The organism is Stenotrophomonas sp. SY1, assembly GCF_021202945.1.
In the GTDB taxonomy this organism is placed as follows: Bacteria; Pseudomonadota; Gammaproteobacteria; order Xanthomonadales; family Xanthomonadaceae; genus Stenotrophomonas.
In genome coordinates this window covers 552,152-571,820 of sequence record NZ_JAJOYR010000001.1, presented here as the reverse complement: position 1 = coordinate 571,820, position 19,669 = coordinate 552,152, and the positions used below count along the sequence as shown (strand labels likewise).

18 protein-coding genes are annotated in these 19,669 nt (G+C 66.1%); 13 read left to right on the top strand and 5 right to left on the bottom strand.

The window, feature by feature from the left end:
- Positions 1 to 14: 14 nt before the first annotated feature.
- Positions 15 to 2,165, bottom strand: coding sequence for an adenosylcobalamin-dependent ribonucleoside-diphosphate reductase (locus LR961_RS02285; RefSeq protein WP_232146804.1), 2,151 nt, complete (start codon positions 2,163 to 2,165; stop codon positions 15 to 17).
- A gap of 466 nt (positions 2,166 to 2,631) precedes the next feature.
- On the opposite strand from LR961_RS02285, the gene LR961_RS02280 reads away from it, so the two are divergent.
- The 9 genes from LR961_RS02280 (at position 2,632) to LR961_RS02240 (ending at position 10,628) form a co-directional block, all read left to right on the top strand.
- A complete protein-coding gene (locus tag LR961_RS02280; protein WP_232146803.1) occupies positions 2,632 to 4,059 on the top strand; it encodes a Do family serine endopeptidase in 1,428 nt (475 codons plus the stop codon).
- Between the two features lie 119 nt (positions 4,060 to 4,178).
- Positions 4,179 to 4,538 carry a hypothetical protein gene (locus LR961_RS02275; protein ID WP_232146802.1) on the top strand — a complete coding sequence of 120 codons (360 nt, stop codon included), beginning with the start codon at positions 4,179 to 4,181 and terminating at the stop codon, positions 4,536 to 4,538.
- A gap of 5 nt (positions 4,539 to 4,543) precedes the next feature.
- The gene (locus LR961_RS02270; RefSeq protein WP_232146801.1) at positions 4,544 to 5,032 is read left to right on the top strand and encodes a phage holin family protein; all 489 of its coding nucleotides are present in this window, start codon (positions 4,544 to 4,546) and stop codon (positions 5,030 to 5,032) included.
- Positions 5,029 to 5,478: a protein sip-5 gene (locus LR961_RS02265; RefSeq protein WP_232146800.1), complete on the top strand. Its 450-nt coding sequence runs from the start codon at positions 5,029 to 5,031 to the stop codon at positions 5,476 to 5,478. Before LR961_RS02270 ends, LR961_RS02265 begins: the two co-directional genes overlap by 4 nt.
- Before the next feature lie 47 nt (positions 5,479 to 5,525).
- A complete protein-coding gene (locus LR961_RS02260; protein WP_232146799.1) occupies positions 5,526 to 6,623 on the top strand; it encodes an AI-2E family transporter in 1,098 nt (365 codons plus the stop codon).
- Positions 6,624 to 6,705: 82 nt separating this feature from the next.
- Positions 6,706 to 7,416 carry an HAD family hydrolase gene (locus tag LR961_RS02255; RefSeq protein WP_232146798.1) on the top strand — a complete coding sequence of 237 codons (711 nt, stop codon included), beginning with the start codon at positions 6,706 to 6,708 and terminating at the stop codon, positions 7,414 to 7,416.
- Between the two features lie 31 nt (positions 7,417 to 7,447).
- The gene (locus LR961_RS02250) at positions 7,448 to 8,815 is read left to right on the top strand and encodes a M17 family metallopeptidase (protein WP_232146797.1); all 1,368 of its coding nucleotides are present in this window, start codon (positions 7,448 to 7,450) and stop codon (positions 8,813 to 8,815) included.
- Positions 8,816 to 8,985: 170 nt separating this feature from the next.
- Positions 8,986 to 10,092, top strand: a complete 1,107-nt coding sequence (locus LR961_RS02245; RefSeq protein ID WP_232146796.1) for a catalase family peroxidase — start codon at positions 8,986 to 8,988, stop codon at positions 10,090 to 10,092.
- On the top strand, positions 10,089 to 10,628 hold the full coding sequence (locus LR961_RS02240) for a cytochrome b/b6 domain-containing protein (protein WP_232146795.1): 540 nt from the start codon (positions 10,089 to 10,091) through the stop codon (positions 10,626 to 10,628). The genes LR961_RS02245 and LR961_RS02240 overlap by 4 nt, the downstream gene beginning before the upstream one ends.
- An 88-nt stretch (positions 10,629 to 10,716) precedes the next feature.
- Here the strand turns inward: LR961_RS02240 and LR961_RS02235 are convergent, their stop codons facing one another.
- The 4 genes from LR961_RS02235 to LR961_RS02220 are packed head-to-tail and all read right to left on the bottom strand — an operon-like array spanning position 10,717 to position 14,254.
- A complete protein-coding gene (locus LR961_RS02235; RefSeq protein ID WP_057632236.1) occupies positions 10,717 to 11,319 on the bottom strand; it encodes a response regulator transcription factor in 603 nt (200 codons plus the stop codon).
- Positions 11,316 to 12,515 (bottom strand): sensor histidine kinase, encoded by a 1,200-nt coding sequence (locus LR961_RS02230; RefSeq protein ID WP_232146794.1) that lies wholly within the window; start codon positions 12,513 to 12,515, stop codon positions 11,316 to 11,318. The genes LR961_RS02235 and LR961_RS02230 overlap by 4 nt, the downstream gene beginning before the upstream one ends.
- Positions 12,516 to 12,554: 39 nt before the next feature.
- The gene (locus tag LR961_RS02225; RefSeq protein WP_232146793.1) at positions 12,555 to 13,349 is read right to left on the bottom strand and encodes an ABC transporter permease; all 795 of its coding nucleotides are present in this window, start codon (positions 13,347 to 13,349) and stop codon (positions 12,555 to 12,557) included.
- A complete protein-coding gene (locus tag LR961_RS02220) occupies positions 13,349 to 14,254 on the bottom strand; it encodes an ABC transporter ATP-binding protein (protein WP_232146792.1) in 906 nt (301 codons plus the stop codon). Before LR961_RS02220 ends, LR961_RS02225 begins: the two co-directional genes overlap by 1 nt.
- Before the next feature lie 206 nt (positions 14,255 to 14,460).
- Between LR961_RS02220 and LR961_RS02215 the strand changes: the two genes are divergently transcribed.
- The 4 genes from LR961_RS02215 to LR961_RS02200 all read left to right on the top strand — a co-directional run bounded on the left by LR961_RS02215 (position 14,461) and on the right by LR961_RS02200 (position 19,657).
- The gene (locus tag LR961_RS02215) at positions 14,461 to 15,714 is read left to right on the top strand and encodes an efflux RND transporter periplasmic adaptor subunit (protein WP_232146791.1); all 1,254 of its coding nucleotides are present in this window, start codon (positions 14,461 to 14,463) and stop codon (positions 15,712 to 15,714) included.
- Between the two features lie 766 nt (positions 15,715 to 16,480).
- On the top strand, positions 16,481 to 17,167 hold the full coding sequence (locus LR961_RS02210; RefSeq protein WP_232146790.1) for an ABC transporter ATP-binding protein: 687 nt from the start codon (positions 16,481 to 16,483) through the stop codon (positions 17,165 to 17,167).
- An 11-nt stretch (positions 17,168 to 17,178) separates the two neighbouring features.
- The gene (locus LR961_RS02205; RefSeq protein ID WP_232146789.1) at positions 17,179 to 18,339 is read left to right on the top strand and encodes an ABC transporter permease; all 1,161 of its coding nucleotides are present in this window, start codon (positions 17,179 to 17,181) and stop codon (positions 18,337 to 18,339) included.
- Between the two features lie 10 nt (positions 18,340 to 18,349).
- Positions 18,350 to 19,657 (top strand): ABC transporter permease, encoded by a 1,308-nt coding sequence (locus LR961_RS02200; protein ID WP_232146788.1) that lies wholly within the window; start codon positions 18,350 to 18,352, stop codon positions 19,655 to 19,657.
- Positions 19,658 to 19,669 lie beyond the last annotated feature (12 nt).

The following is a 19,669-nucleotide window of genomic DNA, read 5'->3' as shown; positions in this document are numbered from 1 at the left end:
GGCATCGGGGCTACTCAGAACTTGCCGTAGTAGCCTTCCTTGAGCGCATCGAACAGGTTGGCGGCGGTGTGCATTTCGCCGTCGTACTCGATCTGTTCGTTGCCCTTGACCTCCACCACCTGGCCGTCTTCCAGCTCGAAGCGGTAGGTGGTGTTCTCAAGATCCGCTTCCTTGACCAGCACGCCCTGGAAGGCGGCCGGGTTGAAGCGGAAGGTGGTGCAGCCCTTCAGGCCCTGCTCGTGGGCGTACCGGTAGATGTCCTTGAACTGCTCGTACGGGTAATCGGTGGGTACGTTGGCGGTCTTGGAAATGGAGCTGTCCACCCACTTCTGCGCGGCGGCCTGCACGTCCACGTGTTCCTTGGGCGAGATGTCGTCGGCGCTGATGAAGTACTCCGGCAGCTGCGCGCCGGCTTCGTCGCTGAATGGCATGGCCTTCGGGTTGACCAGCGCGCGGTAGGCCAGCAACTCGAAGGAGAACACGTCCACCTTCTCCTTGCTCTTCTTGCCTTCGCGGATCACGTTGCGGCTGTAGTGGTGCGCGAACGAGGGCTCGATGCCGTTGGAGGCGTTGTTGGCCAGCGACAGGCTGATGGTGCCGGTCGGGGCGATGGAGCTGTGGTGGGTGAAGCGGGCGCCCACCTGGGCCAGTTCCTCGACCAGCTCCGGCGCCACGGTGGCCACACGCTGCATGTAGCGGCTGTAGCGGGCGTGCAGCACCTTGCCGGCGATCTTCTGGCCGACCTTCCAGCCGTCCTTCTTCATCTCCGGGCGCTGGCGCAGCATGGCGGCGGTGACCGCGAACTGCTCGTCCATGATCGGCGCGGCACCCTTCTCACGGGCCAGCTCCAGGCCGGTTTCCCAGCCGGCCACGGCCATGTCGCGGGCAATGGCGTCGGTGAATTCGCAGGACTCGGACGAGCCGTACTTCATCTTGAGCATGGTCATGGTGCTGCCCAGGCCCAGGAAGCCCATGCCGTGGCGGCGCTTGCGCATGATCTCGTTGCGCTGCTGTTCCAGCGGCAGGCCGTTCACTTCCACCACGTTGTCGAGCATGCGGGTGAACACGCGCACCACTTCCTTGTACTCGTCCCAGTCGAAGGAGGCCTGGTCGGTGAACGGGTCGCGCACGAACTTGGTCAGGTTGACCGAGCCCAACAGGCAGGCGCCGTAGGGCGGCAGCGGCTGCTCGCCGCACGGGTTGGTCGCGCGGATGTTCTCGCACCACCAGTTGTTGTTCATCTCGTTGACGCGGTCGATCAGGATGAAACCCGGCTCGGCATAGTCATAGGTGGACACCATGATCATGTCCCACAGGTGGCGGGCGCGGATGTGCCCGTACACCTTGCAGGCCACCAGGCCGTCGTCGCGCACGATGTAGTTTTCGTGGGTCGGCCATTCGCGCCAGACCACGTCGGCCGAGTTCTGGTCGACTTCGGACTGTTCCTTGATGTTGATCGGGAACACCAGCTGCCAGTCGGCGTCGTTCTTGACCGCGTCCATGAAGCCGTCGGTGATCAGCAGCGACAGGTTGAACTGGCGCAGGCGGCCGTCCTCGCGCTTGGCGCGGATGAAGTCCTTCACGTCCGGGTGCGACACGTCGAAGGTGCCCATCTGCGCGCCACGACGGCCACCGGCCGAGGACACGGTGAAGCACATCTTGTCGTAGATATCCATGAAGGACATCGGCCCGGAGGTGTAGGCACCAGCGCCGGCAACGAACGCACCGCGCGGACGCAGGGTGCTGAACTCATAGCCGATGCCGCAGCCGGCCTTCAGGGTCAGACCCGCTTCGTGGACCTTTTCCAGGATGCCGTCCATCGAGTCGGTGATGGTGCCCGACACGGTGCAGTTGATCGTGCTGGTGGCCGGCTTGTGTTCCTGCGCACCGGCATTGGAGGTGATGCGGCCGGCCGGGATGGCGCCACGACGCAGCGCCCAGACGAAGCGCTCGTACCAGTAGGCACGCTTCTCGTCGGTCGCTTCGGCATCGGCAAGGGCTCGCGCCACACGCTGGTAGGTGCCGTCGATATCGGCATCCAGCGCGTCGCCGGCCTTGGTCGTGAGGCGGTACTTCTTTTCCCAGATGTCCTGCGAGGCAGGCTGCAAGGGAATAAGGTCCGATTTGGTTTGGTTGCTGACCACTTCCAGACGCACCGTGCTCATGATTGTGGAAATTCTCCTGGGGCACCTTGCGGTGCGTTTGTTCTTTAACCCCGGCAGGCCGGGCTGCAACGACGACGACGCGCAGACGCGTGGTTACGCGCCTGCTGGCGGGATGGGATCGAGCCGGGGACTACCGGTGTTCTGCATCACTGTCGCGGTCATTGCACGCCTTCCGTTGGGGTGCTTGCACCCCGAGCACTAACCCTACTGCTTGGGGACGTTTTTCACACCAACCCAACATCTTGTGGCTGATGGCAGGACCAAGCTTACCCACCGGCAGGGTGTTGTCAAACGAAAAATCTGCATTTGGACTATTGCATTTCGCGTAGGGCGCGCCGGGGTTGGCGATGCGGCGATGCAGAAGATTTCATTGTCGATTTAGCCACGCACCGCCACACTCGCGTTCAGCAATCCGCCCCACCATGGCGCCGCCAACACGGCCGCCCCCGCATGGAACCCCCGGCTTATGCGACCGCTACCGACCCTGCTCACCCTGGCCCTGGCCTCGGCCTTTGGCGGCTTCACCGCCATGGCCATCAACGCCCACCTGGACAACCGTGCCGACGCGGCCAACGCCAGCGCCGTGCTTCCTGCCGCGGCGGCCTTGCCGGCCTCGGTCGCCGGGCAGGCGGTGCCCTCGCTCGCGCCGATGCTGGAACAGGCCATGCCGGCGGTGGTCAGCGTCAACACCAAGCAGGTGGTGCGGGTGCGCAACCCGTTCTTCGATGACCCGTTCTTCCGCCGCCTGTTCCCGCAGGTGCCGCAGGAGCGCATCAACGAGTCGCTGGGCTCGGGCGTGATCATCGACGCGGCCAAGGGCCTGGTGCTGACCAACCACCACGTCATCGACAACGCCGACGACGTACGCGTGACCCTGGCCGACGGCCGCACCGTGCAGGCCGAGTTCATCGGCTCGGACCCGGACACCGACATCGCACTGATCCGCATCCCGGCCGAAAAGCTCATCGCGCTGCCGCTGGGCAACAGCGACCAGCTGCGCGTGGGTGACTTCGTGGTGGCCATCGGCAACCCGTTCGGCTTCAGCCAGACGGTGACCTCGGGCATCGTCTCGGCAGTCGGCCGCAGCGGCATCCGCGGGCTGGGCTACCAGAACTTCATCCAGACCGACGCCTCAATCAACCCGGGCAACTCCGGCGGTGCACTGGTCAACCTGTCCGGCCAGCTGGTCGGCATCAACACCGCCAGCTTCAACCCGCAGGGCAGCATGGCCGGCAACATCGGCCTGGGTCTGGCCATTCCGTCCAACCTGGCGCGCAGCGTGGTCGAACAGCTGATCACCAAGGGCGTGGTGGTGCGCGGCACGCTGGGCGTGGAAACCCAGAACCTGACCCCGCAGATGGCCAGCGGGCTGGGCCTGAGCGAAACCCGCGGCGCGCTGGTCACCCGCGTGTTGCCCGGTTCCGGCGCTGCGGCGTCAGGCCTGAAGGCCGGTGACGTGGTGCTGTCGATCAACGGCCAGCGCGTGGACAACGCACAGGCACTACACAACTTCGAAGGGCTTTCGACCGTGGGCAGCACCGCCGAGCTGGACGTGCGCCGCGACGGCAAGCCGTTGCGGCTCAAGGCCCGGTTGCAGGAACAGCCGCGCGCGGTCAGCGGGCAGACGCTGGACCCGCGCCTGTCCGGCGCCACCTTCGCCGACCTGCCCGAATCGCTGCGCCAGGCCGGCCTGAACGGCGTGCTGGTCAGCGAGGTCGCACGCGGCAGCCGCGCCGCGCAATCCGGCCTGGCCGGTGGCGATGTGATCCTGGCCGCGAGCACTGGCCAGTTCACCGACCTGGCCAGCTGGCGCGCCAGTTTCAGCGCGCGGCCGCAGCAACTGGTGCTCAACATCCTGCGCGGCAACGAGCGCGGCGCACTGATGATGCGATGATCGCGTCATCGGCGCCGGCGCACCCGTAACGTTCTTTACACCCGCCAGCTGGTATCTGTGGACATCCGCTGCAACCGCGCGCCGCATGCCGGCGCAATCGCTGAAACCAGGAGAACACGATGAGCCCCACCAATACCGAGAACATGAAGGAACACCTGGGCGAGGCCGGCGCGCACCTGAAGTCCGCCGCCACCGCCGCCGGTTCGGCCGTCAAGGGCGCCACCGGTGCCGCTGCCGATGAGCTGCGCCTGGGCAAGGCCAACCTGAAGGCCGAACTGTCCGACAGCGCCCTGTCCGGCCTGGCCGCCGCCGAACTGGGCGGTGCCGCCGCCAAGGAGCAGATGGACGCGTTGATGGACAAGAGCAAGGACCTGATCGACAGCGCCGCCGAACTGATCCGTGAGCGTCCGCTGGCTTCGTTCGGCGTGGCCTTCGCCGCCGGCTGGATCATCGCCAAGCTCGCCCGCAGCAACGACTGACCGGCGTGAGCGAAGCCGCAACACCGCCGCCGGAAGACCAGCCCAAGCCGGACGCCGCCCAGCCCGGTCTGGAAGAAAGCATCCGCCAGGTCGGCACGGCCGGGCGGCAGACGCTGGATTCAGCCGCGCACACGCTGCGTTCGCTGCGGCGTCTGGCGTCGGCTGATTTCGCACTGGCCCGCAGCGCCTTTGGCAGGGCGCTGGCGTGGAGCGGTGTGGCCATCGTGTTTGGCGCATCGGCCTGGCTGCTGCTGGCGGCCACGCTGATCGCCTTCCTGCAGTACCTGGGCCTGTCGTTGTTCGTTGCGCTGCTGATCACCACGGTGACCAGCCTGGCCATCACCGGCTATGCGGCATGGCGGGTCTCGTACTTCTTCCATCACACCGGCATGCACGCCACGCGTCGGCAGCTGTCGCGGATGGGCCTGTTCGATGAACCGGGCCAGGACGATCCCGACGCCGACGTGGATATCTCCAAGGCGCAGAAGCCATGAATTTCGATGCCCTGCAACGCCGTGTGCGCCGTGCCGAAGCCGTTGTGACAGTGCGCGGCGAGGAAACCACCCAGCACTGGGCCCAGCTGCATCAGACCTGGCGCGGCGCCTGGACACCGGGCCGCATCATCGTCGCCGGCCTGGCCGGTGGCTTCCTGGCCGGCAAGCTGGAACCGGGCGGCGCCTTCAGCGGCGCCCGCTGGTTGCAGATGATCGGTTCGGTCTCCGGGCTGGTTGCTTCGGCGCAGGCTTCGGTCGCCTCGTTCGCGGCAGCAGCGGCCGGCATGGCGGCCGACCACGCCAGCGAAGCCGCCGATGAGGCGCAGCAGGCCGCTGCGGAGGCGGAGGCCGCGCCCGCACCCGCCTCGCGCAGCGCCGGTGCCGACAACAACGACCCCAAGCCGCCACGTGCCGCCGAAGCGGCTACGGAGCTGTCAGAATCCTGAGCACGGCGCAGTTGCGCGCCATTCCCTGATCCGGGAGCGCCTTCCGCATGTCCGAGCCGTCGCCCGACCCCCTGCCCGCGCCGGGCGAATCGCCGCCACTGACCACGCGGCCACGCGCGTCGACGGCGCTGCTGGTCCTGACCACGCTGGCGGTGGGCTACACGCTGTGGGCCGCGCAGAGCGTGATCCTGCCGGTGCTGCTGGCGATGTTCTTCGCGCTGGTCGGCAACCCCATCATCCGCCTGTTGCAGAAGCTGCACCTGCCGCGACTGCTCGCGGCATTGCTGGTGTTGCTCGGCGGCCTGGCAGCCTCCGGCGCGCTGGCGGTGCAACTGGCCGGGCCCGCCACCGAATGGGCGCAGCAGGCCCCGCAACAGATGCGGCAGATTTCGCGCCAGGTGCAGGCATTGGTCAAACCGGTGCAGCAGGCCAACCAGGCCGCCGAAAGTTTTGCCCGCGCCGCCGGTGGCGAAGGCAACCGCAAGGTGCAGATCATCCGCACCCAGCTCGACGACCCCTACGGCGCGCTGGTGCGCACGCCCAAGCTGGCGGCCTCGGCGCTGGCGGTGGTGCTGCTGACGCTGTTCTTCATGATCTACGGCGAGAACCTGCAACGGCATGTGATCGCCCTGCTGCCCAACCGCCAGCAGAAGCGCTTCACCACCGGAATACTGCGTTCGATGGAACGCGAGATATCGCGCTACGTGCTGACCATCACCATCATCAACACCCTGCTCGGCTTGGTACTGGCCGGTGTGCTGGTGCTGCTGGGCATCGACCTGCCCGATGCGCTGCTGTGGGGTACGGTGGCGGCGCTGCTGAACTTCGCGCCGTACGTGGGCCCGCTGATCGGCATCGCGCTGATGCTGCTGGTGGGGTTCGTCGAGTTCCGCGACCCGCTCACCGCAACCCTGCCGGCGCTGTGCTACCTGGGCCTGCACACGCTGGAGGGGCAGCTGGTCACGCCCATCGTGCTGGGCCGCAGCATGGCGATCTCCCCGCTGATGCTGATCCTGGCGCTGATGCTGTTCGGCTGGCTGTGGGGCATCGTCGGCCTGCTGCTGGCGGTGCCGCTGCTGGTCTGCGTGAAGCTGGTGCTGAGCCAGCTGGATGGCATGCAGGGCTGGGCGCGGCTGCTGGAATGAACCGACCCGGCGTTCATCTGCGCCCAGCGCTGGCGACAGTTGCCGTCAACAGCCGGCCAGTGGCTTGCCGTAAAATGGCCGGGTGAATTTTCCTGTCCTAGCCATCACCCTCGACCTGGACGACACACTCTGGCCGTTCGCGCCCATCGGCGCCCGCATCGACCAGGTGTTGCACGACTGGATGCTCGAGCACAGCCCCGCCACCGCCGCGATGTACCCGGTGGCGGCCATGCGCGAACTGCGCGAACGCTCGTTCCGCGACAACCCGCACCTGCATTACGACCTGAGCGCGCTGCGCCGGCTGACCCTGGCCGAAGCGCTGGAGAACAGCGGGGCCAGCAGCGATCTGCTGGAGCCGGCCTACGAAGCGTTCTATGCCGCACGCAACCAGGTGGAGTTCTACCCGGACGCGCTGCAAGCACTGCGCCGCATTGCCGCGCGCGTGCCGGTGGCGGCGGTCAGCAACGGCAACGCCGACCTGCAACGCATCGGCATTGGCGAGCTGTTCGCCTTCCAGCTGGGCTCGCGCGAACACGGCGCTGCCAAGCCGGACCCGGGCATCTTCCACGCTGCCTGTGCACGACTGGGCGTGGACCACGCGCAGGTGCTGCACGTGGGTGATCACGCCGAGATGGACGTGGCCGGCGCGATGCGCGCGGGCCTGCGCGGGTGCTGGATCAACCGCGAAGCCCACACATGGACCCACGAGGAACTGCAACCGGATCTGCAGTTCGACACCCTGACCGGACTGGCCGACTGGCTGGATGCAAATGCATCCTCGCCCCAGCGCTGAGCCAACGGCCACCATCGGATACGAGACACACATGACTCCCATCAACGCATTCACCTCCGACGCATCCAACGCACTGCCGTTGTACGTCCTCGACCGCGACGGCTTTGCCGCCTGGAACGCGCAGCAGCCGGCCGCCATACAGGCATGGCTGGCCGCGCAGCAGTTCAACGCGGCAGCGTCCTCGGTGGCACTACTGCCGGGCAACGACGGCATTGCCGGCGCCGTGCTGGGCGTGGGCGACCGCGCCGATGCCTACGCCTATGCGCACGCACCGTTCGCGCTGCCGGCTGGCAGCCACTGGCAGTTGGCCAACGAACTCGATGCCGCCAGCGTGACCAACCTGCAGCTGGGCTGGGGCCTGGGCAGCTACCGCTTCGCGCGCTACCGCAAGCCGGCGCGCACGCCGGCACAGTTGCTCGCCGCTCCGGCGCAGGAAGTGCTGGACGTGATCAGCGCCTGCCTGCGCGTGCGCGACTGGGTCAACACCCCGACCGAGGACATGGGCCCGCAGCAGCTGGAAGATGCCGCCCGCGAGCTGGCCGATGCCCACGGCGGCGCGCTGGAAGTGATTGCCGGTGACGAACTGCTGGAACTGAATTTCCCCACCATCCACGCCGTCGGCCGCGCCTCGCACCGTGCGCCGCGCCTGATCGTGCTGCGCTGGGGCAAGCAGGATGCGCCGCACCTGGCGCTGGTCGGCAAGGGCGTGTGCTTCGACACCGGCGGCCTGGACCTGAAGCCGGCCGACGGCATGCGCAACATGAAGAAGGACATGGGCGGCGCCGCGCACGCGCTGGCGCTGGCCGGGCTGGTGATGGCACAGCAGCTGCCGGTACGCCTGACCCTGATCGTGCCGGCGGTGGAGAACGCGGTCGGCCCCGATGCGTTCCGTCCGGGTGAAGTGATCACCACGCGCAAGGGCATCACGGTGGAGATCGACAACACCGACGCCGAGGGTCGTCTGATCCTGTGTGATGCGCTGACCTACGCCAGCGAACAGCAACCGGAAACGATCATCGATTTCGCCACGCTCACCGGTGCCGCCCGCATCGCGCTGGGCCCGGACCTGCCGGCGTTGTTCTCCAACAACGACACGCTGGCCAACCAGTGGTTGCAGGCCGGCGATGCCACCCGCGACCCGCTGTGGCGCATGCCGCTGTGGCGTCCGTATCTGCGTTACCTCAACAGCGGCATCGCCGACCTGGCCAACTCCGGCTCGCGCATGGCCGGTTCGGTCACCGCCGCGCTGTATCTGGAGCGCTTCATCAATGACGGTCAGGTGTGGGCGCATCTGGACGTGTATGCCTGGAACGACGGCGAGCGCCCGGGCCGACCGGCCGGCGGCGAAGCACTGGCCCTGCGTTCGGCGTGGGCGATGCTGAAGGCGCGCTACGCCTGAGCTGAAGCCGGGCATCACCCGGCATTCGGTTGAACCCACAGATCCCCGCTCCGGCGGGGATCTGTCGTTTCGGCAAATGTTGTCGAAAAAGTGAATATCGGCCCGACGGATTTTCTGACAGCATCCCTGCGTCGCCCACCCACACGCATCGTGAAGGCAGGAATCCCGTCATGTCGCTTTTCGGCTATACCCGCTCCGACCAGGAATCACGCGCCGCCCGTTCGCCGCTGTTATGGATCGCGCTGATCGCGCTGATCGCCGGCCTGCTGGTGCTGGCCTTCGCCTGGTTGGCCGGTTGGATCGGTCGCGACCGCGCCACTGCCCAGACCTTCACTGACAGCATCGAAGCCACCGGCGCGGCGCATCCCGGCTTCCGTCGTGCGCATGCCAAGGGCATGTGCGTGAGTGGCAGCTTCCAGGGCACGCCGGAAGGCGCGGCGCTGAGTTCGGCACGCGTGTTCCAGCAACCGCAGGTGCCGGTGCTGGGCCGCCTGTCGATCGGTGGTGGCGACCCGCACGGCGCCGATGCCAATGCGCGCGTACGCAGCATGGCGTTGCAGCTGATCAGCGATGACGGACAGGAGTGGCGCACCGCGATGAACAGCTTCCCGTTCTTCGCCGTGCCCACCACCGAAGCCTTCCTCGAACAGACCCGCGCCGGCATCCCCGATCCGGCCACCGGCAAACCAGACCCGGCGAAGTTGGCTGCGGTGCAGGCGAAATATCCGTCGGCGCGTGCGTTCGGGCAGTGGGCCAAGAGCGCGCCGTGGTCAAACAGCTGGGCCAACACCGACTACAACGGAATCAACAGCTTCCGCTTCATCGCCGCCGACGGCAGCGAGCACTTCGTGCGCTGGAGCATGCGCCCGCAGGCACCGTTCGTGGAGATGACACCGGAGCAACGCGCACAGGCCGGGCTGGATTACCTGGCCGACGAATTCCAGCAACGGCTGGCGCAGGGCCCGGTGCGCTGGGACATGTGGGTGACCCTGGCCGAGGCCGGCGACCCGATCGATGATCCCTCGCAGGTGTGGCCCGAGCAGCGCCGCCAGGTCAAGGTCGGCACGCTCAGCCTGACCTCGATGCAGGCACAGGCCGAAGGCGCCTGCCGCGACCTCAACTACGACCCGTTGATCCTGCCCCATGGCATCAAGGGCTCGAACGACCCGATCCTGGCCGCGCGCTCAGCAGTGTATTCGCAGTCATTCAACCGCCGCGAGCGCGAGATCGCCAGCGGCAAGGCAGCCGACGCCACCGGCAAGGGAGATGCACAATGAGCCGCGACGCAGGCCACTTCAATCTCACCGCCCGCGTACTGCACTGGTTGATGGCGGCGATGATCCTGACCATGTTGTTCGTCGGCGTGAGCATGGTCACCTCACTGCATTGGCGCCCGGCGCTGATCGACCTGCACCGCCCGCTGGGCATCGCGATCCTGCTGCTGGCACTGGTGCGTCTTTACAACCGCCTGCGCCACCGGCCGCCACCGCTGCCGGCCGACCTGCCAGCGTGGCAAGCCGCCGCCGCGCATGCCTCGCATTGGCTGTTGTACGGCCTGATGCTGGCGATGCCGTTGATCGGTTGGTCGATGCTGTCGGCGGGCGGCTACCCGATCGTGATGTGGTCGGGCCTGAACCTGCCGCCGATCGCGCCGCACGATCCGGCGCTGTACGCCGCGTTGCGCAACGCGCACAGCCTGCTGGCCTACCTGTTGTTCGCCACGGTGATTGGGCATCTGTCGGCGGCGCTGTTCCACCTGTGGGTGCGCCGCGATGGCGTGTTCCAGGCGATGGCGCGCGGCAAGCCGCATTGAATCTCGTAGGAGCAGCCTTGGCCGTGAAGCCAGTGTCGTCGGATGACGCGAGTATTCCCGACTTCGCGGGCCAAGGCCGCTCCTACGGTTACAACCAGCCTTTCTGCCGCGCCAGGCGGTACGCCTCGATGCGGTTGACCACGCCCAGCTTGCCGATGCATTCGGACAGGTAGTTACGTACGGTGCCGTGCGACAGGCCGAGCTGTTCGGCAATCTCGTTGGCCGAGCGGCCTTCGCCGGCCAGCCGCAGCACCTGGCGCTCGCGGTCGTTCAGCGGGTCGGCTTCGGACCACGCTTCGATCGCCAGCTGCGGGTCGATCGCGCGACCGCCGCGCTGCACCTGACGCAGTGCTTCGGCCAGCTTTTCGGCCGGTGAGTCCTTGAGCAGATAACCCTGCACCCCGGCATCCAGCGCACGTCGCAGGAAACCGCTGCGGGCGAAGGTGGTCACGATCACCACCTTCACCGGCAACTGATGGCGCTGCACGCGTTGGGCCAGTTCCAGGCCGGTGAGGTTGGGCATTTCGATATCGGTGACCAGCACGTCGGGCTTGAGCCGTTGCAGTTCGCGCCATGCCACTTCGCCATCGGCGGCGGCGCCGACCACTTCCAGATCAGTTTCCAGATTGAGCAGAGCCGAGAGCGCGCCGCGCACCATCGCCTGATCCTCGGCCAGCAGGATGCGGATCATGCGCGTGCCTCGCGCGGCGTGATGCCGTCCTGCACCGCTGCGGCCAACCATTCGGTGGGTGCAGCCGTTGTGGCGTTGATCGGGATGCGCACTTTCAGCCGCGTACCGCGCTCGCGCGGGGAATCGATATCCAATGTGCCGCCCAGCGCATCCACGCGTTCGCGCATGCCAGCCAGTCCGTTTCCGTTGACCGATACCCCGCCACGACCATCGTCCACCACTTCCAGCAACACGGCGCCGGCATCACATTGAATGCCGATCATCGCCTCGCTGGCCTGTGCATGACGCGCAATGTTGGTGACCGCCTCGCGCAGGATCATCGCCAGCCCGGACTCGATCCACGCCGGCATCGGCGGCGGCACACCGTAACGCAGGTGCACGCGCGAGGATTCCAGCAGCAGATGCGCCGAGGCCAGCTCGGCGGCCAGGTCGGCGGCGCGGAAGCCGGTGACCGCGCTGCGCACTTGTGCCAGCGCGTCACGTGCAATCTGTTCGGCCTCGGCCAGCTCATTGCGTGACCGCTCCGCATCGCGGTCGAACAGCTTGCGTGACAGCTCCAGCTTCAGCGTGATCAGCGAGAGCGTGTGGCCGAGCAGATCATGCAGGTCACGGCCGATGCGTTCGCGCTCTGCAGAAGCGGCCAGGCGCCGTACTTCCTCGTGCGACAGGCGCAGCGCGGCATCCTTCTCCTGGCCGGCACGCTCGCCGCTGACGATCAGGCCGATGATGGTCGACAACACCGGCACCCAGGCGATGGCCTGCCAGGGGTAGCCCACCCACACTGCCTGCACCACGAACACCGTGTTCAGCGCCGCCAGCTCGCACAGGTACCGCACCGTGGAAATGCTGCGATTGATGCGCAGTGCGACGCAGCCGAAGACGAAGTAACTGAAGGCCGAGGGATACACGCTCAGCAGCGAGATCCCCAGCACCACCATGCCGATGGCGTAGATGGCCACGTTGCGGCGCGAGGACAGCAGCGTCAGCGCGTACAGCAGCACGAACACCGGATACGAGAGCAGCGTTATCCACATCCAGCGCAGGGTGTAGCCGCCAGCGAACATCGGCGTGATGAACACCCACACCGTCCACAGCAGGTGGATGGCATCCAGCCACGGCCACTTGCCGAGCTTGATGTTGTCGGCGACCACCGAATCCGGTGCCGGTTTCAGCCAGGCGGGAAGATGGCGCGACATCAGCGGAGAACTCCTGTTCCAGTGCGGCCCATGATGCCATCAGCCAAAGCGGCGCAGGCGCCAGCCGGCCAATGCGACGGTCACCCCGGTGAATGCGGCCAGCCACAGCACGTGCGGCCACGGACTGCCGGTGTCAAAGCCAACGGCCGATTGCGCGAGCATGTTCAGGTGATGGCTGGGCCAGACCGGTGCAAGGTTGCGCAGCAGCGGCGGCAGCACCGACAGCGGGAACCACAACCCCGACAGCAGCGCCATCGGCAGATACACCAGGTTCACCAGTGCCGGTGCGGCATCGCCCTTGACCAAGGTGCCCAGCAGCAGGCCGAGTGCACTGAACGGCAATGCGCCCAGCACACAGGTTGTGGTCAGGCGCAGCATCTGCAGCGGCGTCAGCTGCACACCGGCAACCATCACTGCCAGGCCCTGCAACAGCACGGCGATCATCAATGCCATCAGCATCGCCATCACCATCTTTCCCAGCAGGTACGCCGCAGGCGGCATCGGCAATGCACGCTTGAGCGTGAGCAGGCCGTTGCCGCGCTCCAGCGCCAGCGACACGCCAAAGCCGAACAGGCCCGGCCCCATCACCCCGAACGTGGAATACGTGCCAAGCAGAAAGCGTGGCGCATCAACCGAATTGCCCATGCCAAGCATCACCGCGAACATCAGGTAAAAGGTGGCAGGGAACAACATCGTCGGCAGCACGAAACCCGGGCTGCGCAGATAACGCAGGCATTCGGCCCGTGCTTCCTGCGCGTAGGCGCCCAACAGGCGCAGGCCCGGCATGCGCGCGGCGGCGCGGGCACCATCCAGAAACGAGGTCGAGGTGTTCATCAGGCAGCCTGCTGTTGTGGGTTGGTGAGATCACAGAACGCTTCTTCCAGGCCGGCTGGCCTGACTTCCAGCGCCGACAGTGCAGGGTCGGCTTCCAACAGGCGCCGCACCACCGCTTCCACCTGGTCGCAGGCCAGATGCAGGTGCGCACCTTCGCGCAGCGCCTGGCGTACGCCCGGCCAACGCTCGACCTGCATCACGTCCAACTGCGACTGGCAGCGCACCGCGCGGACCAGCACCCGCGCACGCAACGCATCGACGCTGCCGTCACTGACGATCCGGCCACGCAGCATCACGCAGATGCGGTCAGCCAGCTGTTCGGCCTCCTCCAGGTAATGCGTGGTCAGCACGACAGCGCAGCCTTCGCCCACCAGCGTGCGCACGCTGGTCCACAAGCGCCGGCGCGCGGCCAGGTCGAGGCCGACGGTGGGCTCATCGAGGAACAACAAGCGTGGGCGGCCACAAATGGCGATGGCGAACTGCACCCGCCGCTGCTGGCCACCTGAGAGCTTCCCGTAGGGGCGCCGCAGCAGGTCCTCGATACCGGCCAGCGCCGCGGTTTCGTCCAGCGCGCGCGGCGCCGGATAGTAACTGGCGGTCAGCCGCAGCAGCTCGTGCACGGCGAGTGTTTCCGGCAGCTGCGCGTCCTGCAGCATCACCCCGATACCGCGCCGCGCGGACAACTGCTGCGGATCATCACCGAACAGCCTCACCTGGCCGGCATCGGCGCGCAGCAGGCCCAGCAGCAGGCCGATGGCAGTGGTCTTGCCGGCCCCGTTGGGGCCAAGCAACGCCAGCACCTGGCCGGCGTGCAGGTCCATGTCCACGCCATCGAGCGCGGCCAACGTACCGTAGCGTTTGTACACGCCACGCAGGCTGGCCAGTACTTCGTTACCCTGCTCCATCGTCGTCGCCTTCCATCGGGAATGGCGCAACGGTAGATCCGCCGGAGCCGGGCCGGCAGTCACGGCGGTCAGGCAAAGCGGGTGACACCCGTCACCTGCGCCGGAACCGGCCGCTGTCTAGAATCCGCTGCATGCCACGGCATACCGGTCGTGGTGGTTTGGGTTACCTTCGGTCACATTTCCCACCACGCGCCGTCCTTTTCCACATGAATGCATCTGCTGAACTGCTGAAGGAACTCCGCATCGACCGCTCGGCCACACCGCCGCCAGGCGGTCCGTCCTCTTCCCGCCGCTGGCTGTGGGTGGTGATCGGGCTGGTACTGGCGCTGCTGCTGGCATTGGTCATCGGTGTACTGGTCAGCCGCAAGCCGACCATCACCGTGGAAACCGCACCGGTCGTGGCCATGGCCCAGGCTGGCGGCGGCAGCACTGCGGTGCTCGATGCCAGCGGCTACGTGGTCGCACGACGCATGGCCACCGTGTCGGCCAAGATCACCGGCAAGGTCCGCGAAGTGATGATCGAAGAAGGCATGCGTGTGGAAGAAGGCCAGGTGATGGCCACGCTGGACCCGATCGACGCCAACGCACAGCGCAGCCTCAACGCCGCACAGCTAGATGCCGCACGCAGCCAGATCGGTGGCTTGCAGGCGCAGCTGCTGCAGACCGAAGCCGAAGCATCGCGCCTGCAATCGCTGGTAGGTCAGCAACTGGTTTCACGCTCGCAGTACGACCAGGCCGTGGCCGCACGCGACAGCCTGCGTGCGCAGCTGCTGACCGCCCGGCACAACGCCAAGGTGGCGCAGGACGCACTGTCCATCGCCGACCTGGGCGTGGACAACAACATCGTGCGTGCACCGTTCTCCGGCGTGGTTACCGCCAAGGCCGCGCAGCCGGGCGAGATCGTGTCGCCGCTGTCGGCCGGTGGTGGCTTCACCCGTACCGGCATCGGCACCATCGTCGACATGGAATCGCTGGAAGTGGAAGTGGAAGTCGGCGAAGCCTTCATCGGTCGCGTGCAGCCGAAGATGCCGGTTGAGACGGTGCTCAACGCCTACCCGGACTGGAAGATTCCTGGCGAAGTGATCGCGATCATTCCGACTGCCGATCGCGGCAAGGCGACGGTGAAGGTGCGCGTGGCATTGAAGCTGAAGGACCCGCGCATCGTGCCGGAGATGGGCGTGCGCGTGAGCTTCCTGGAGAAGGCTGCTGCGCCTGGCGCGGAAGCACCGAAGGGCGTGCGCGTACCCGCCACGGCCATCGTGCAGCGTGACGGCAAGCCGGTGGCCTTCGTGCTGCAGGCCGACGACAAGGTGAAGGCGCAGGGGTTGGAGACCGGCGCCACGCTGGGCAAGGACAAGCAGGTAGTGTCGGGCCTGAGCGCCGGGCAGACGGTGGTGATCAATCCACCGGAAGAACTGAAGGATGGCGACAAGGTGACATTGGCAGGCGCGGAAAAGTAAGCAACGGGCGCAGGCCCGGGCAACGCGACGTTGGTGTCATGCACCAGACAGCGGCAAACCGCCGCTGTTGATCTTGCTGTTGCAGTTGATCTTGCTGTTGCTCTTCCCCCTCCCTTGCACGCAGTGCAGGGGAGGGCCAGGGAGGGGTGCCGTTGCTTTGGCTTTGGCTTTGGCTTTGGCCGTCGTAGTTGCTGTTGCCGTACCAGGTTCCCTTCCGCAGCGACGGAGCTGACGGAGAGGACCCCGCAGGGGCGGCGTGCATGGATACACGTCGTTTTTCGACGGGACACGGACGTCCCGTCGAAAAATTCCGGCAGCGTAGTGGACCTGTAGCGCGCAGCGCGGAAGGCGCGTAGGCAGGGTGTGCTTGACCAGCCATTCGGCTGTTGAAGATCGTTTCTTTTGGTTAGCTTTTCTTTGCACAAGCAAAGAAAAGTAACTCGCCCCCCGAAGGGGAGTGAAAGCCCTTGCTGTTGTTGTTTCAACAGGTATCAGGAAGACCAAGGGCTACAGAAACAGCAACAGCAACTGCACCCCTCCCTGGCCCTCCCCTTGCCTTCGGCAAAGGGAGGGGAAGAAGCAACTGCAACTGCTACTACTTCAACTACTGCTGCTATTTCTACTGCTACTACCAACGCTGCTACTGCATCTGCCGCAATCTCAAAAACAATCGCAGAAGCCACTCTCCTCCGCCCTCCCCTGCACTGCGCCAGGAAGGGGGAAAGCAAGAATCCGAACGTCACCGTGTCACTGCTGAGGATCAACCATGAGCACCCTCGTTTCCCTGCGCAACATCACCAAGACCTACCAGCGTGGACCGGAAAAAGTGCAGGTCCTGCACGGCATCGACCTGGATATCGCCCGCGGTGACTTCGTCGCCCTGATGGGCCCGTCCGGCTCCGGCAAGACCACCCTGCTCAACCTCATCGGCGGACTCGATACCCCCACCGGCGGCGAAATCAATATCGAAGACCAGCGCATCGACCAGCTCAGCGCCGGCCAGCTCTCCACCTGGCGCAGCCACCACGTCGGCTTCGTGTTCCAGTTCTACAACCTGATGCCCATGCTCACCGCGCAGAAGAACGTCGAGCTTCCGCTGCTGCTGACCAAGCTCAGCGCCAGTGACCGCAAGCGCCGCGCGCAGATCGCACTCACCCTGGTCGGTCTGGCCGACCGCCGTGATCACCGCCCCAACGAACTGTCCGGCGGCCAGCAGCAGCGCGTGGCCATCGCCCGCGCCATCGTCTCCGACCCCACCTTCCTGATCTGCGACGAGCCCACCGGTGACCTTGACCGCCACTCGGCCGAAGAAGTGCTTGGCCTGCTGCAGCTGCTCAACCGCGAACACGGCAAGACCATCATCATGGTCACCCACGATCCCAAGGCCGCCGAGTACGCCTCCCATACCGTGCATCTGGACAAGGGCGAGCTGGCCGACGCCCCGGTCTACTGAGGAGCGCCGCCATGAAGTACTTCTCATTGATATGGGCGCAGCTGTTCCGCAGCCGTACGCGCACGCTGTTCACGCTGCTGTCGGTGGTCACCGCCTTCCTGCTGTTCGGCATGCTCGACTCGGTGCGCGTGGCCTTTGCCAGCGGCGGCAACACCGTGGCCGGTGCAAGCCGGCTGGTGGTCGGCTCGCGGCTGTCCATCACCCAGACCATCCCGATCCGCCTTGAACCGCAGATCCGACAGATCGAAGGCGTCAGCGATGTCACCTACGCCATGTGGTTCGGCGGCATCTACCAGGACCCCAAGAACTTCTTCCCCAACTTCTCGGTGGCACCGAACTACTTCGACCTGATGACCGAGTTCGAAATACCGAAGGAGCAGGTCGAGGCGTTCCGCAACACCCGTACCGGCGCTGTTGTCGGCGAAGCACTGGCCAAGCAGTTCGGCTGGAAGATCGGCGACACCATTCCTTTACAGGCCACCATCTTCCCGCGTGGCGGCAGCAATGACTGGCCGTTGCAGTTGGTCGGCATCTTCCGTTCCAAGAACACCGCCACCGCCGCCAACGAAGAACGCCAGCTGATGATGAACTGGAAGTACTTTGATGAATCCAACGACTACATCAAGAACCAGGTCAGTTGGTACACGGTCAAGCTGGACAACCCGGACCATGCCTCACGCGTGGCCCAGGCCATCGATGCGATCTCGGCCAACTCCGACCACGAAACCAAGAGCCAGACCGAGTCGGCGTTCCAGCAGGCCTTCATCAAGCAGTTCGCCGACATCGGCATGATCGTCACCTCGATCATGGGCGCGGTGTTCTTCACCCTGCTGCTGCTCACCGGCAACACCATGGCCCAGGCCGTGCGCGAACGCATCCCGGAACTGGCCACGCTCAAGACGCTCGGCTTCAAGGACGGCACCGTGTTGACCCTGGTGATGGTGGAGTCCGTGCTGCTGGTCGGGCTGGGCGGTGCCATCGGCCTGGGTTTGGCCGCATTGGCGCTGCCGGTGATGGCGCCCAAGACGATGGGGCTGTTGCCACCGCATGTTCCCACCCAGACCTGGGTGATGGGCTTGCTGTTGATCGTTGCGATCGGTCTGGTGGTGGGCGTGCTGCCGGCACTGCGTGCCAAGCGCCTGAAGATCGTTGACGCACTGGCCGGGCGCTGAGGAGAACGACATGAAGAACCTTCTTTCAAACGCGCTGGTGATCGTGCTGCTGGCGATGGGCCTTGGGCTGTGGGTCGCCATGCCGTGGATCGGCGTGGTGGTTCTGGTGCTGGCACTGGTGCTGTGGTTGCTGCTCACCCGCAGCGGACGGCTGGCGTTGGCTGCCACCCGCATCGGCCTGTCCAGCCTGCCGCAACGCTGGGGCGCTTCCTCGGTGATCGTGATCGGCATTGCCGGCGTGGTCGGCGTGCTGGTGGCGATGCTGGCGATGGGCCAGGGTTTCCAGGCCACGCTGGAAAGCACCGGCGATGACACCACCGCCATCGTGCTGCGCGGCGGCTCGCAGGCCGAGACCAATTCGGTCATCACCCGCGACCAGGTGCCGCTGCTGGAAACCCTGCCCGGCGTGGCGCGCGGTGAGAACGGCCGGCCGCTGGTATCGGCTGAGGTTTCGCAGGTGGTCAACCTCACTTCGCGCAGCGACGGCACCGATGTCAACGCGCAGTTCCGTGGCGTTGGCGAACAGGCCTGGGCCGTGCACAACAAGGTGCGCATCGTCGAAGGCCGCAAGTTCGGCACCGGCCTGCGCGAGATCGTGGCCGGACGAGGGGCGCAGAAGCAGTTCCAGGGGCTGGAAGTGGGCAACACGCTCAACCTCGGCAACCAGAGCTGGACGGTGGTAGGCATCTTCGAATCCGGTGATGCACACGAATCGGAGTTGTGGACCGATGCACAGACCCTGTCCACGACCTACAACCGTGGTGCGTGGCAGTCGATCAACGTGCGCACCGAAGGCAAGGCGGGTTTCGAGACGTTCAAGGCCGCCGTGGCCGCCGACCCGCGCCTGAAGCTGGATGTGGAAACCACTGCCGAGTACTACCGCAAGCAGAGCGGCAGCCTGAACACGCTGCTGAAGATACTGGGCACGGTGATCGGCGCGATCATGGCCGTCGGCGCGGTGTTCGGTGCACTCAACACGATGTATGCGGCCGTGGCCACGCGCGCGCGTGAAATCGCCACACTGCGCGCGATCGGCTTCCGTGGCGTGCCGGTCGTCACTGCGGTGATGCTGGAAACCATGCTGTTGGCGCTGCTCGGCGGCTTGCTCGGCTGCGCGGTGGCGTGGCTGGCATTCAACAACTTCACCGTGTCCACGCTGGGCAACAATTTCAGCCAGGTGGTGTTCCAGTTCAAGGTGTCACCGGAGTTGTTGTGGAGCGGCCTGAAATGGGCGCTGGGCATCGGCCTGGTGGGCGGGCTGTTCCCGGCCCTGCGCGCGGCACGGCTGCCGATCACCACCGCATTGCGCGAAACCTGAGCCGGCCAAAAC